This window comes from Gemmatimonadaceae bacterium (assembly GCA_030647905.1).
In the GTDB taxonomy this organism is placed as follows: Bacteria; Gemmatimonadota; Gemmatimonadetes; order Gemmatimonadales; family Gemmatimonadaceae; genus UBA4720.
In genome coordinates, this window is record JAUSJA010000025.1 from 187669 (window position 1) to 201009 (window position 13341).

13 protein-coding genes are annotated in these 13341 nt (G+C 63.8%); 6 read left to right on the forward strand and 7 right to left on the reverse strand.

Annotated features, from left to right (window positions below; translation table 11 throughout):
• Nucleotides 1-4: 4 nt before the first annotated feature.
• Entirely contained in the window at nt 5-1720 is a 1716-nt protein-coding gene (locus Q7S20_05665; GenBank protein ID MDO8501309.1) for a serine hydrolase, read from the reverse strand.
• Nucleotides 1717-3354 carry a sulfatase gene (locus tag Q7S20_05670; protein ID MDO8501310.1) on the reverse strand — a complete coding sequence of 546 codons (1638 nt, stop codon included), beginning with the start codon at nt 3352-3354 and terminating at the stop codon, nt 1717-1719. The genes Q7S20_05665 and Q7S20_05670 overlap by 4 nt, the downstream gene beginning before the upstream one ends.
• A 144-nt stretch (nt 3355-3498) precedes the next feature.
• On the opposite strand from Q7S20_05670, the gene Q7S20_05675 reads away from it, so the two are divergent.
• Entirely contained in the window at nt 3499-4413 is a 915-nt protein-coding gene (locus Q7S20_05675; GenBank protein ID MDO8501311.1) for a DUF1460 domain-containing protein, read from the forward strand.
• A gap of 21 nt (nt 4414-4434) precedes the next feature.
• Here Q7S20_05675 and Q7S20_05680 read toward each other — a convergent pair whose 3' ends face one another.
• Both Q7S20_05680 and Q7S20_05685 read right to left on the reverse strand, forming a co-directional pair.
• A complete protein-coding gene (locus Q7S20_05680) occupies nt 4435-6048 on the reverse strand; it encodes a D-aminoacylase (protein ID MDO8501312.1) in 1614 nt (537 codons plus the stop codon).
• A gap of 63 nt (nt 6049-6111) precedes the next feature.
• Nucleotides 6112-6945, reverse strand: a complete 834-nt coding sequence (locus tag Q7S20_05685) for a DUF72 domain-containing protein (protein ID MDO8501313.1) — start codon at nt 6943-6945, stop codon at nt 6112-6114.
• Nucleotides 6946-7175: 230 nt separating this feature from the next.
• On the opposite strand from Q7S20_05685, the gene Q7S20_05690 reads away from it, so the two are divergent.
• The 3 genes from Q7S20_05690 to Q7S20_05700 all read left to right on the forward strand — a co-directional run bounded on the left by Q7S20_05690 (nt 7176) and on the right by Q7S20_05700 (nt 8471).
• A complete protein-coding gene (locus Q7S20_05690) occupies nt 7176-7397 on the forward strand; it encodes a hypothetical protein (GenBank protein ID MDO8501314.1) in 222 nt (73 codons plus the stop codon).
• A gap of 208 nt (nt 7398-7605) precedes the next feature.
• Nucleotides 7606-8115: a polymer-forming cytoskeletal protein gene (locus tag Q7S20_05695; GenBank protein ID MDO8501315.1), complete on the forward strand. Its 510-nt coding sequence runs from the start codon at nt 7606-7608 to the stop codon at nt 8113-8115.
• The gene (locus Q7S20_05700; GenBank protein ID MDO8501316.1) at nt 8112-8471 is read left to right on the forward strand and encodes a hypothetical protein; all 360 of its coding nucleotides are present in this window, start codon (nt 8112-8114) and stop codon (nt 8469-8471) included. The genes Q7S20_05695 and Q7S20_05700 overlap by 4 nt, the downstream gene beginning before the upstream one ends.
• A gap of 17 nt (nt 8472-8488) precedes the next feature.
• On the opposite strand, the gene Q7S20_05705 is transcribed toward Q7S20_05700, so the two are convergent.
• On the reverse strand, nt 8489-8635 hold the full coding sequence (locus tag Q7S20_05705) for a hypothetical protein (GenBank protein MDO8501317.1): 147 nt from the start codon (nt 8633-8635) through the stop codon (nt 8489-8491).
• A 398-nt stretch (nt 8636-9033) separates the two neighbouring features.
• Here Q7S20_05705 and Q7S20_05710 point away from each other — a divergent pair, with 398 nt between their 5' ends.
• On the forward strand, nt 9034-9654 hold the full coding sequence (locus Q7S20_05710; GenBank protein ID MDO8501318.1) for a hypothetical protein: 621 nt from the start codon (nt 9034-9036) through the stop codon (nt 9652-9654).
• 10 nt (nt 9655-9664) lie between these two features.
• Here the strand turns inward: Q7S20_05710 and Q7S20_05715 are convergent, their stop codons facing one another.
• Complete coding sequence (locus tag Q7S20_05715) at nt 9665-10708, reverse strand: beta-ketoacyl-ACP synthase III (GenBank protein ID MDO8501319.1); 1044 nt, start codon at nt 10706-10708, stop codon at nt 9665-9667.
• Between the two features lie 156 nt (nt 10709-10864).
• Nucleotides 10865-11023: a hypothetical protein gene (locus Q7S20_05720; protein MDO8501320.1), complete on the reverse strand. Its 159-nt coding sequence runs from the start codon at nt 11021-11023 to the stop codon at nt 10865-10867.
• Nucleotides 11024-11168: 145 nt separating this feature from the next.
• Here Q7S20_05720 and Q7S20_05725 point away from each other — a divergent pair, with 145 nt between their 5' ends.
• Entirely contained in the window at nt 11169-13334 is a 2166-nt protein-coding gene (locus Q7S20_05725; protein MDO8501321.1) for a S9 family peptidase, read from the forward strand.
• Nucleotides 13335-13341 lie beyond the last annotated feature (7 nt).

Consider the following 13341-nt stretch of genomic DNA (forward strand, 5'->3'; position numbering starts at 1 on the left):
TCGCTCAATGGACGATGAACACCGGCTGCATCCACGCCACCGCACCGCCGGAATCGGTGATTCGCGGACGAACGTATGTCTCGCTTCCGGTCAGATGATACGTCGCGGGATTGTCGCCCGTCTTCTTCAACACCACGCCACCCTGCCCGATGAACTCGGTCGTGAACTTGAAGTCCCCTCGGCGGCGGATGTGAATCGTCATGTCCTGCGGAGTGACCGAGACCGAGTCGAGCTCCACCCCGCTGCTCGCGTAGAAGCGTCCCGCCTCCATCTGGGTCATGATCTCGCGCCCATCGAGCCTCGACGCACGAACGGATACCCATCCGCGCCCAGGATTCGCACGGTCGGGGGCGAACTCTCCCTGGAAGTGGTGCGCGTCGTCCACCGCAATGCCGTAGATGCGCTTCCCGGCGCTCAAGAGGTAATCCCAGACGGCTTCCATTCCAGGTGAGTCTCCGCCTCCCTCGTTGTGCACGAGAGGATGACCGTTATGTATCTCGATCAGCTTGTCGTTCTTCACCCGCGACAGAACGTCCTGGCTGATCGCCCATCCGAAGTTTGGATGGTTGATATGCGGCACGCCTTCTACCTCCCGCACCGCGTCGACGTTCTTCTGCACCGTCCCCAGCAGCGTGCTGTCAGTGCGCGGCTCGATCACGTGCGGGATGTTGAGTCCGTTGACGTGAACGGGCTTCAAGCCGAATCTCGTGGTCAGCTCTTCGCCGGGAATGAGCAGAAAGCTCGAGTCCATCAGGTACGAGAGCTTCGCCGGGTTCACCCAGACGTTGTGATCGGAGAGCACGAGAAAGTTGTAGCCGCGGCTTTTGTACCACATCGCAACGAGCTCAGGAGGCGAGTCTCCGTCGCTCTCGAGCGTGTGGGTGTGCGTGTTGCCTTTGAGCCATCGGCCCGAGCTGAAATCGACTGCCTCGAAGTGAGGCATTGCCGCTTCGCTCTTCGGTGCATCGGCCGCGGTCGAGAACAAGCCAGCGTGTCCCGCGAATCCGGTGAGGCTTCGCTTCTTCGGATTGAACGTCGTTTTTGCGAGGGCGAGCGGCTTGTACAACTTCTGATCGACGAGCTGATCGAGCGGCTGGCCACTCACCTTTTCGACGATGTAGCCGAGGATCATGAACCCGAGATCGCTGTAGTGCCGGCCTTCGCCGACTCCCCAGCCGAGGGGCATGTCGCGAATCGCGGCGTAAGTCTGTGCGCTGTTGGAGGCCTGGTAGTAAAGAGGCTGCCACTGCACGAGACCCGACGAATGCTGTAGAAGGTGCCGAACGGTGATGCTGTCGAGATGCGGTCCGCGGAAGTCGGGGAGGTAGCGATACACCGGCGCGTCGAGGACCACCTGACCGCGGTCCACGAGCATCATCGTGGCGAAAGTCGTAGCCATGACTTTGGTCACTGAGGCGAGGTCGAAGATCGTATTCGTCTGCATCGGGCGCGGAGGAGCGATACGATGCATCGCGTAGTCGTTGAGCTCCGCGTACCCGAACGCGCGCTCGTGGATGACCTTGCCGTTCCTCGCCACGAGCAGCACCGCTCCCGGTGTGAGCGTGCCGACGCCCGCGTCGATGAGAGAATCCGCGATGGTGATCCCGCGGCGCAGTCCGGATTGTGCCAAAGGTGTTGACGCGACCTGACCGGCCGCGCATCCGATCAGCGCGGCGGCGAGCGATGCTTGTAAGAAAGGAACCGGGCGGTGGCGGATCACTTCGAGTGTTCGTGCGGTTTCGTGAGCTCGTCCATGGTTCGCGTGCTGCCTGGCGTTCCCGGCCTCCGGTACTCCGGAGGCAGCTCCCAGGGATAGTACGGCGCCGGATCCTTCGCCGGTACGGCGTACTGGTTTCTCAACGCGGCGAGCTTCTTCTCGAGATCCTTTCGCACTCCCGCATACGATGCGTCGGCGTAAACGCTTTTCATCTCCTCCGGATCACGCTCGAGATCGAACAGCTCCCACTCACCGATTTCGTAGTAGTAAATGAGCTTGTATCGCGACGTGCGAACTCCATACTGCCGCCGCACGGCGTGCCAGCCGGGATACTCGAAGTACTGGTAGTAGATCGCGTCGCGCCAGTTGGCGGGAGTTTTTCCCCGCAGCAGCGGGACGATGCTCGCTCCCTGCATCGGCGCGGGTACGCGAACTCCCGCCATCTCGAGGAACGTCTCGGCGAAATCGAGATTCATCACGAGGTCCTTGTTGCGCGAGCCCGGCTCGACTACGCCTGGCCATCTCACGATCAGCGGAGCGCGGAGCGACTCCTCGTACATCCAGCGCTTGTCGAACCAGCCGTGATCTCCGAGGAAGAAGCCCTGATCGGAGGCGTAGACCACGACCGTGCTTTTCGAAAGGCCCGACTTGTCCAGCTCGGCGAGCACTCGTCCCACCTGCGCGTCGAGAGCCTGTACGACCCGCATGTAATCGGCGATGAACCTCTGATACTTCCACTTCGCGAGGGCTTCACCCTCGAGGCCGGCCGCACGCAGCTTCGCGTTCTCCGGCTCGTATGCCGCACGCCACACCGCGAGCTGCTCTGACGTGAGATTGTTCGGCTCCTCGACCTTGAGGTCCCGCGGTACCATGTCGAGCGCGATCTTCATCTCCGGATCGCGCGACGGGGAGGCGCGCCCCGCGCCAGTATCCCAGAAGGTGCCCGGCATCTCGAATGTGGTGTCGCGGTACAGCGAGAGCTGGTCCGCCCCCGGATCCCACCACCGGTGCGGCGCGTTGAAGTTGAGCATCAGGAGAAATGGCTTCTTCGCATCCCGATCCTCGTGAAGCCACCGCATTGCGCGGCCGGTCACGACATCGAGCGTGTAGCCTGTGTAGCGAACGCTGTCGTCACCATTGTGGAGCACCGGGTTGTAGTAGGGACCCTGCCCCGCGAGGATCTCGTACCTGTCGAATCCCTCGGGCTCCGACCTCAGGTGCCACTTTCCAAACAGCGCAGTCTGGTATCCGGCGGCCTGCATCAGTTTCGGAAAAGTCAACGTCGTCGGATGTAATGCTTCCGTGTTCGTCATCACACCATTGAGATGACCGTACTGTCCGGTGAGCACTGTCGCGCGCGCGGGGCCGCAGATGGAATTCGTGACGAACGAGTTGACGAACAGCATGCCGTCGCCCGCGAGACGGTCGAGATTCCGCGTCGGGGGCAGCTTGATCCCGTACTTGAGCGACGTCTGATACGCAGAGATAGCGTGCGCGGCGTGATCGTCGGAGAAGAGGAAGACAACATTGGGGCGCTCCGCCGCGGCGGCCACGATAGGCACGGATTGGCGGGCAGGGCCCGAGCACGCGAGGACCGTGCAGGCCAGCAGAGTCGTGATGGATATCGAGCGGATCATGCGGTCTCCCCGATGGGTATTGTCTCTTTCCGACGGGAAAGGTGCCGATGTGCGCGGCACGCATCCAGAGCAGCCCCGCCCGCTCCACGCGTTGACTGTCCGCCGCACTCGGCCGAGATTGACGATGACCTCACACAGCACCTCATGAATACGCCCATTACACGCAGGGAGCTCATCAGCAGGGCCGCTACCGTCGCGGCGGCGCTCGCGATGCCCATGCCGCTGTTCGCCGAGGACGCACCGGCCGACACGGATGAGTCGCGGCTCCGTGCGTGGTCGGCTGCGCTCCGCAGCCAGGGAATGGACCGGCGTTCACTCCCACTCGGGCCGAGAGCCATACTCGTCGGCGAGCTGGCCATCGGAACGCAGTACGTCCCGAACACGCTCGAGGCCTACATCAAGGCGGGCGGTGATCCATCCGGCCTGGAGCCGCTCACTCTCTCGCTGACTCAGTTCGACTGCGTCACGCTGGTCGAGGGATGCCTCGCAGTCGCGCGCGCGTCAGACGATGGCGTGAAGCCGTCGTGGTCGCGATTCGCCCGCGAGGTGGAGCGGATGCGCTATCGCGATGGAAAGCGAAAAGGCTACGCGTCGCGTCTGCATTACTTCAGCGAATGGATCTCCGACGGCGCGCGTCGCGGTCTCGTCCGCGATCTCGGCGAAGAGTTGGGAGGCGTCGAAGACCCGCGTCCGCTGCGGTTCATGACCGAGCACCGCGCGAGCTACCCGGCGCTGGCCAACGACGGGGTGTTCGCCGAGATCGGCAAGATGGAGCGGCGCCTCGATTCGCATCGTCGCTACGTCGTTCCGACCGACCGGATCAAAGGCGTTGCCGACCGGATCCAGACAGGAGACGTGCTGGCGTTCGCGACGGCGACACCGGGTATTGACGTCTCGCATGCAGCGTTCGCCTATCGGGGCACCGATGGAGTGCTGCGCGTGCTTCACGCGCCTCTCTCGGGAGGAGCCGTGGAAATCACGCGCACGACGCTTCCCGAATACGTGGCGAGGATTCGCCGGTCCACCGGCATCCTCATCGCGCGCCCGCTATCGGGTTGATCGTGATCGCCGGCCCCGCGCTCAAGCCACTCTGAGTGCGCGCCCGCTCCCCTTCGCATTTCGTTGTCCGTCGCGGAGCGTCACCGTTCCATTCACGATCACCATCGAGATACCGACCGGATACTGGAAGGGCGCATCGAACGTGGCGGTATCGGCCACGCGCGATGGATCGAACACGACGATATCCGCCGCCAATCCCTCGGCGAGCCGACCCCGGTCCGCGAGTCTCACTCGCGACGCGGGCAGGGACGTCATCTTCCGAATCGCCTGCGGGAGCGACAGCACCTTTCGCTCTCGCACATAGCGGCCGAGAACCCGCGGGAAGCTCCCCGCTCCGCGCGGGTGCGGACTTCCGCGTCTCGTCGGACCGTCTATCGCAAAGCCGCCGCCATCCGTGCACACCATCCCCATTGGGTGCGACAGAATGCGCTCGAGATTCTGCTCGCTCATAGCGTAGCCGAGCATTCCGACGTCACCCCTGCTCTGCCGCAGCAATCCAACCGTGACCTCGTAAGGATCTCCGCCGCGCGCCTTCGCGTAGGCGCCCAGCCGCTTCCCCTCGGCGTCACGATCCTCGACCGCGCTCACGCCGGAGAGCTGCACATTGTCCCATCCGCCGATGAGGTCCACCTTGGCGAGCATCTCGCTCCTGATCCGCGGCGCCACCGTCGCATCCGACAACCGCGCGAGGAACGCGTCAATGCCGCCATCCCTGCTCCACACCGGGAACAGGTTCGTCAGTCCAGTCGCATACGCGACATACGGATAGCGGTCGAATGCGATATCGGTCCGTAAAGAGCGCGCCGCTTCGATCAGGAGGAAAACCTTGTCGAGCTTCGCCCAGTTCCTCGGGCCCTGCGTCTTGAGATGCGAGATCTGGAGGGGGCACCCGGCTCCGCGCGCGACGGCAATGGATTCGTCTATCGCGTCGATCAGGCGGTCGTCCTCATTGCGCATGTGCGTCGCGTAGGGCAGGCGCCGCGCCGCCAAAGGCCTGCACAGCGCGATGAGCTCGTCGCGTGACGCGAACGCGCCAGGCGTGTACTCGAGGCCCGACGACGCGCCGCACGCACCTTCGCTCAGCGCGCGCTCGACCATCGCCGTCATTCGCTGTATCTCTTCGGTAGTCGCCGGCCTGTCCTTGTCGCCGATGACGGCTTCGCGCACCGACCCGAGTCCCACCATCGAAGCGACGTTTGGTCCGGGCCGGAGTTGATCGAGCGAGTTGAACAGCGACGCGAATGTGCTCTCCTCCGATCCGGACGCGCGCGAGCTTCCATCCGCCCCGACGACGATGGTCGTGATCCCCTGGCGAATTACCGATTCGACACGCGGGTCTTCGGTGATGTTGCCGTCACCGTGAGAGTGTATGTCAACGAACCCCGGGGTCACGGCGAGACCTCGGGCGTCGATCTCCTCCCGGCCCCGGCCGGCGCCTTTCGGCAACAATCCGGAGATCTGCGCCCCGCCAATCGCCACGTCCCAATCACGCCCCTCCGCACCGGTCCCTTCGAACACAGTCCCGCCACGGATGATGATGTCGTGGTCGGCGCGGCCGGTGAGAACCGCGGGAGCGCCGGCGATCGCGAGGAGCGATGTCCCTGCGTCGGCGAGGAATGATCTGCGAGTCGTCATGCCGCAGAAGATGGCTGCCGCACGCCGCGAGTCAATTCGCGCGAGCGTCTCGCCGCACCGGGTTTACCTTCGCGCGGCGTCCCGCTCTCCGAGCGCGACCCTCTTCGCGAGATACAATGCGTTCTCCGTCGCCGCGCCGCGGATCGTGTTGTCGAACACGCACCACACTCTGCCTCCGGCGTGGGCGTGCGCGCGCAGGCGGAATGCGAGGCCGTTCAGATACGAAGTGGTATACGAGGAGTAGTAGATCTGGGGCGAGCCGTGCAATCGGAAATAGACCTTCCCGGCAAGCCCGCCGGGCTCCGCCGCCGCCGGTAGTATCGCCGGGTCAGCGGCAACACGTCCCACCTGGAAGTCCTTCAACAGCTTGCCCGCGGCGGGAACGAACCAGCTCGGATGGCGCGGCTCGATGAAGACATCGCCGCTGTGCCTGCTCCTCAGCGACTCCAGAAACTTCGTCGCAATCTCGAAATCCAGCTCCGCGCTCGGCGGAAGTTGCACGAGAAGGCACCCCAATCGGGCGCCGAGCCCGCTCACCTCGTCGAGGAACTGCGCCAGCAGGTCGTCCGCGTCCGCGAGACGCTTCGCGTGCGTAATGATCTTCGGCATCTTGACCGAGAACCGAAACGGTTCGGGCACGCTTGCCGCCCACCGCTCGTACGTGGAGGTGCGATGGGGCCTGTGGAACGAGGAGTTGATCTCCACCGAACGAAAAACCGAGGCGTACCGCTCGAGGTTGGTCCCATCGGCCGGAAAGGCGGTGATCGCGGCGCGTGGAAGACTCCATCCTGCACACCCGATGTACAGATTCCGGGGCGCCGTATGGCCCGACAGATCCGTCAGCTTCCAGCTTCCCGTCGCGGTGATCGCCTGGCGATCGGAAAATACGGCGCCCATGACAAAGGGACGACTTGCCCACCCCTATGGTAAGACGGCCGGCCGGAAGGTCATTGCAAAAAAGTATCAACCTTCAGCAAGAGCGTCGCCAGAACGGAGCAGCTGTGGCCCGCTCTTCACTGGTCCGCCCCTCTCCAGCAGCCGGTCAACGCCTGACGGTCAACGCCTGACGGTCAAGCGCCGGACCCTGAGTCGTTTGTTACGGATTGCCGTCTGGCGCGTCAGGATATATGCGAATCTCCCTCGGCCTCAGTGCGATCGCGACAGTCCTCCTCACCGCCTGCGCCGCTCCGGCGAAGGTGGACAAGCCACGCGAGCAGATGACCCAGAGGGAGCGCGATAGCACCGTGGCCGCGTCTGGACTGCCTGGCTCGGGCGTCGTGAGGAAGGCATTGAGCATGTCGGACGCCGAGACGAAGCGCGCCGCGCTCTACGATTCAGCCGGTCAATAGACCGCCTCCACAAAAGCGACGCGAGGCCGTTATCTTGCGGTTGAATGCGCCGTCGTCGGGGATCTGCTGCCTCAGCGCAACACCAAATCCATGCGGCTAGTGCCGAGCGACTGCCCACGATGCTAAGCTTCGCTGGTACCCCGCCCGGCTGGCCGCCGCATATTGATTACCCCGCGCCACTACTATAAAAGGAAAGGAGTCCCGAGCCATGGCAATCTGGAAGGAACAGACCACTCCCACTAAGGAGCCGCCCCCCATAACCCAGCCGTCCGCCCCGCAGAGCAACAACATCGCCCCGGTCCGTACTCCGAGCTATGACACACCGTCGTCGCGCTCTTCGCAAACGGACGCCAAGGAGACGCTCATCGCTGCGAACCTCTCAATCGAAGGGAAGATCCAGGGCTCGGGCCACGTGCGCGTCGCTGGACAGTTCAAGGGTGACGTGAACGTCGAGGGGAATCTCACGATCGAGCAGGGCGCCAAGGTCATTGGCGGCGTTCGCGCGAACACGGTCACCATCGCCGGCGAGCTCGAAGGAAACGTTGATGCGGCTTCACGTGTCGAGCTTCTCGCCTCGGGCGTGCTGAACGGCGACCTCAAGGCCGGATCGCTGACCGTCGCCGCGGGCTCGCGGATGCGCGGCAACGCGGAGTTCGGCTGGGAGGATGGACAGGGCAAACCTGCACGGGCGAGAACGGAGTCAGGCTCGGCTGCATGAGCAATGGCGCGCAGGGAACCGCGGGAAAGACGCGCACCTGCCCGCACTGCAAAGCGACCATTCTCCAGAGCGCGACGGTATGTCCGATCTGCCGGAAGAGCCTCCGATGGGACCTGCATACCGCAAAGCACAAGGCGCCCGGGTTCTCGGCCCTGACGGTGGAGGGAAATATCCGGCATCCGGAGAACGAGCCGGCGTGGGAATACTCGATGCTGCTCTCGATCCGCAACGAGAAGGGTGAGGAGATCACCCGCCAGATGATCGGAGTGGGGACGCTGAGCCCGGACGAGCAGAGAACATTCACGCTCTCCGTCGAGGTGTCGAAACCTGATTCGGGGCTGCCGAAGCTGCGCTGATCGAGCGAGCGCGCCCGTCAGTCACCAGAGGGGAAGCCCGGCGCCTGCTCCTGCGGCTGGGGTTGCACCGGCCTGATCTTCGGCGCCTGGCCGAAGTTGTACTGGAACATCAGGAACGCCGCGCGAACCCCGAGCTCGCCCGCGTAGTCGGCCGTCCCGCACATCCTTGCGCCACTTCGAAAGCATGAAGGGATGAATCGTCAGCGCAGCAGCCACGGTCTTCATTTGCAATCCCGGCTGCTGACTGAGTCGCACAGCAGTCAGCTTGAACTCGTCGCTGTACTTCCGCACCGCTCGTGGCCCTGCTCGTGGCATGATTGACACTCCACGGTGGTTAGGTGGAAGTGTCTACAAAAGTGGTGCAAGAACCCTCTACGCTGGCATCCGCTGGTTTGGCGGATTCGAGGAAGCGTCTCGTTCGTCGATCCCGGAAGGGTCACTCCGCGATCAGGATGCGAGCGAACTGGCGCAAGCGAACTGGATGTACGAACTGGATGTAGGCTCGATTTTCCCCGGCAACGGCGGTATTATCGAATGTTCCGTCACATACCGGAGGACATTTGTGAGATATGCAGCGGTTGCAGCATTCGCGATGCTGATCACAGCATGCGAACGGCCGAACACATCGGCGACTGCCGGCGACACGATGAAAGCCGCAGACACGGGGACGATCGCCAGCACCGATGGTGCAACGCCCGCGGCCTCGAGCGACGAGGCCAAGATCGCCGAGGCGATGAGCGCCGCCCCGGATTTGATCTCGAAGACGGCGACGATCATGGACTGGCCCGCGACCGAAGGCGGACAGCCGCGGCAGCTACGGGCTGGGACGTCCGGCTGGGTGTGCTATCCCAGCTCGCCGAATCCGAAGGGCGCAGTTGGCCAGGATCCGATGTGCCTCGACCCGGTGTTCCAGGAGTGGGCCGGAGCGTGGATGTCGAAGACGCCGCCGAAGATCACCGGCGTCGGATTCGCCTACATGCTCAAGGGCGACCGCGGCGTAAGCAACACCGACCCGTTCGCAACTGACTCGACGGCAACCAACAACTGGGTACGCGCCACAGCGCACCTGATGGTCGTCGCGCCCGCGGCGACGCTCGCCTCGGTGAGCGCGACCCCGGGTGGAAGCCCATGGGTTATGTGGAAGGGAACGCCGTACGCGCACGTGATGATGCCGGTGAACTGAAGCACCGCTCTCACCACTTCAACACAGCGCTTCCCCAGAGAAAGCCGGATCCGAACGCGGTGATCGCCACCAGGTCACCGCGCCGGAGTCGGCCAGCCCTGACGCACTCGTCGAGCGCGATGGGAATCGTCGCCGCCGTCGTGTTTCCGAAGCGGTCGATGTTGTTGTAGACCTGATCGTCGCGCAGGCCGAGTTTGCGTTGGACCATCTCGGAGATCCTGAGGTTCGCCTGGTGTGGAATCAGCAGCGTGATATCCGAGACGCTCACTCCGGCTTTCGCCAGCGCGGCCTCGACTGATTCGGGCATGCGCACAATCGCGTGGCGGAATACTTCCCTGCCTTCCATGTGCGCGTACACCTTGTCGTCGAGGTGAGCCGCCTGGTTTCGCGGATGGTAGATCGCACCCGGTGAATCCACCCACAGCTTCTCGGCGAACGATCCGTCGGAGTGGAGGTCCCACGCCAGCACGCGCGATCCGTCGGGATCGTCGTCGGCTTCAACGAGGACCGCTCCCGCCCCGTCGGCGAAGATCACAGCCGTATCGCGCCCGCGGGTGGAGACGTCCATGCCGGTGCTCTGCACTTCCGCGCCAACGACGAGAATGCGCCGGTACATGCCGGCGCGAACGTAGGCGTCGGCAATCGACATCGAGTAGACGAAACCCGAGCACTGCGTCCGGATGTCGATCGCCGGAATCTCACCGACGCCGAGGTCGCGCTGCAGAAAGACTCCGTTGCCGGGAGCGAAGTGATCGGGCGAGACAGTGGCGTAGAGAATCAGTTCGACGTCGTTCGCGCTCAAACCAGCCGCCGCGATCGCCCGCTCTGCGGCAATTTTCGCCAGCGCGGTGCCGCTCTCACCCTCGACGATCCAGTGGCGCTGCCTGATTCCCGTGCGCTGGATTATCCACTCGTCGGAGGTGTCCATGATTCTTGCAAGATCGTCATTGGTGACGACCCGATCCGGCACTGCGTGCCCGGTTCCGACTATGCGACTCCCCGGCATGTCCTCAGCCTCCGCGCTGATGTCGCTGGTGGGACATGGGAATTTCAATGGCCCTCCGGGAACCATAAGGGCGTGTAGCGGCGGCCGGCAAGGACACCGAGGAACCTCTCCGGCCTCGGCGGGGGTCCCGGTTGGGGGAAAGGACGCTGGCTTGGTCCCGCCGCAGGAGGAAATCGTCCCGCCCGCCGCAACGCTGGCGACGGCCTACTGGTAGTTCTGCGCCAGCCTTCTTCCGTAGTAGAGTCCAACGCCGGTGCCGACCATGCCGAGGACAAATGACCCCATGAAGCCCCATGGCGTGCCGAGCCACCACCCGGCGTAGCTGCCGATCATCGTGCTGGCGAATGTGAAGAGCTTGCTCATACTGTCATGACTGTCAGGGCCGCTCGAGGTTACCGGGTAATCGAGCTCGGGGAAGTTCTTCCGAACGACGCGCACATCAGCCATACTCGGTGCGCGACCGCCGGATTACACTGTCGGCTATTCCGTACACACATCAGGAGAAAGAATGCGCCTCCGCCCGATACTGCATGCCGCCATGGTTCTCGGCGTCAGCACCGCCCTTCTCGCGTTCACCAGCGACCGGCGGCCCATCACTGACCGGGACATCTGGCTGTTCACGTGGATCGGAGATCCGCAGCTCGCGCCCGATGGATCGCGCGTCGCGTTCGCGAAAGTTGTCGCGGACCAGAAGCATGCTGGATACGAGACATCGCTCTGGATGGTGCCGGCGAAAGGCGAAAGCACGATGCAGCGCCTGACGTCCGGCACGCGCGACTCGCAGCCGCGCTGGTCACTCGACGGGACGCGGATCGCGTTCGTTCGGTCCATCGAAAAGGACGGGAAGCCGCAGCCGCCGCAGATCTACGTTCTCTCGATGTCGGGGGGCGAACCGGTGAGGATCACGGATCTGCCCAAGGGCGCGGGCGATCCGCACTGGTCGCCTGACGGAAGGCGTATCGCTTTCACGTCCAACACCTCGCCCGAAGACATTGCAGCGAAGAACCGGAAGCCGGGCGAGGATACGACGGACGCGTCGCGCGAGACCGATGTCAAATACATCACGCGCGCTGTCTATCGCTTCAACGGCGCCGGTTATCTCGACACTTCCCGCCCGTCGCACATCTGGGTCGCCTCGTTGCCGGCGGCGCCCGACGAGGCAGTCGTTCCAAAGCAGCTGACTACCGGAAAGTTCGACGAAGACGAGTTCTTCTGGTCGAAGGATGGCCGCGATATCGTGTTCAGCACGACAAGAGTGGCCGAGCCGTACTATGAGCTGCCGCACACCGACATCTATCGCGTTTCAGCGGATGGAGGCCAGCCGCAGCTGGTGAACGCGGTGAAGATCGGCGTGTCGCAGATGTCGCCGAGCCCCGATGGAAAGCGCATCGCATTCAGGTCGAACGCCAACGAGCCGGTTCGATCGTACGCCCAGCCCGACCTCTATGTGCTCGATCTGACGCCGGGCGCGCAGCCGAAGAATCTCTCCGCGGATTTTGACTTCGACGTCGGGGACGGGGTCGGCGGCGACAACACTCCGCCGCGCGCAGGGGGCGGAACGCAACCGTATTGGTCGGCGGACGGAAGCAGCATCGTGGATGTCGTGGCCGCGACCGGCCGCGCAAACCTGATGCGCTTTCCGGTCAATGGAGGAAAGCCGCTCGAGCTGACGAAAGGCGATCAGGCGGTCCAGAGATTCAGCTATTCCGCAGACGGCAGCGTTGCGCTGCTCGTGTCCACGCCGGTGAACATCGGCGATCTCTTTGTCGTCGGCGCGAACGGCGGCGATCAGAAGCGTCTCACGGACATCAACCGCAAGCTCTTCTCGCAACTCAACCTCACGCCGCCGGAAGAGATCTGGTACACGAGCTTCGACGGGCAGAGGATCCAGGCGTGGGTTCAGAAACCACCCGATTTCGACAAGTCGAAGAAGTATCCGCTCATCCTCAACATTCACGGCGGACCGCACACCGCATATGGATGGGTGTTCGATCACGAGTTCCAGTGGATGGCGGCGAAGGGCTACGTCGTGCTGTATCCGAATCCGCGCGGAAGCACGAGCTACGGCCAGGATTTCGGCAACGTCATTCAGTACAAGTATCCCGGCGACGACTACAAGGATCTGATGGCGGGAGTGGACGAGCTGATCAAGCGCGGCTACATAGACGAGACGCGACTGGGTGTCACTGGAGGGAGTGGTGGCGGCGTGCTCACCAACTGGACGGTGACGCAGACCAATCGCTTCAAGGCCGCCGTGTCGCAGCGCGACATCTCGAACTGGGCGTCGTGGTGGTATTCGGCGGATTTCTGGCTCTACTATCCGCAGTGGTTCCGCAAGGCGCCGTTCGAGGATCCCAGGGAGTACGCGGACCGGTCGGCCATCACGTACGTGGACCGCATCCACACGCCGATGGCGTTCATCCTCGGCGATGCGGACCTGCGGACTCCCACGCAGACCGGGGGCGAAGAGCTCTTCCGCGCTCTCAAGTATCTGAAGCGGCCGACCGCGATGGTGCGGTTCCCGGGCGAGTCACACGAGCTGTCACGCGGCGGACAGCCGTGGCACCGGGTGGAACGCCTCCAGGCCATCGTGGGCTGGTTCGACAAGTACCTGCTCGGGAAGGATGTCGCTATCTACCGGGATGTGGCGCCGGCCCCGTCTGGCGCGCCCTGAGCTGAGG

What these genes read in the sequence shown, in the direction of transcription:
- Q7S20_05670 (MDO8501310.1), bottom strand. Translation starts at nt 3,354, where the DNA reads ATGATCCGCTCGATATCCATCACGACTCTGCTGGCCTGCACGGTCCTC.
- Q7S20_05675 (MDO8501311.1), top strand. Translation starts at nt 3,499, where the DNA reads ATGAATACGCCCATTACACGCAGGGAGCTCATCAGCAGGGCCGCTACC.
- Q7S20_05680 (MDO8501312.1), bottom strand. Translation starts at nt 6,048, where the DNA reads ATGACGACTCGCAGATCATTCCTCGCCGACGCAGGGACATCGCTCCTC.
- Q7S20_05685 (MDO8501313.1), bottom strand. Translation starts at nt 6,945, where the DNA reads ATGGGCGCCGTATTTTCCGATCGCCAGGCGATCACCGCGACGGGAAGC.
- Q7S20_05690 (MDO8501314.1), top strand. Translation starts at nt 7,176, where the DNA reads ATGCGAATCTCCCTCGGCCTCAGTGCGATCGCGACAGTCCTCCTCACC.
- Q7S20_05695 (MDO8501315.1), top strand. Translation starts at nt 7,606, where the DNA reads ATGGCAATCTGGAAGGAACAGACCACTCCCACTAAGGAGCCGCCCCCC.
- Q7S20_05700 (MDO8501316.1), top strand. Translation starts at nt 8,112, where the DNA reads ATGAGCAATGGCGCGCAGGGAACCGCGGGAAAGACGCGCACCTGCCCG.
- Q7S20_05705 (MDO8501317.1), bottom strand. Translation starts at nt 8,635, where the DNA reads ATGTGCGGGACGGCCGACTACGCGGGCGAGCTCGGGGTTCGCGCGGCG.
- Q7S20_05720 (MDO8501320.1), bottom strand. Translation starts at nt 11,023, where the DNA reads ATGAGCAAGCTCTTCACATTCGCCAGCACGATGATCGGCAGCTACGCC.
- Q7S20_05725 (MDO8501321.1), top strand. Translation starts at nt 11,169, where the DNA reads ATGCGCCTCCGCCCGATACTGCATGCCGCCATGGTTCTCGGCGTCAGC.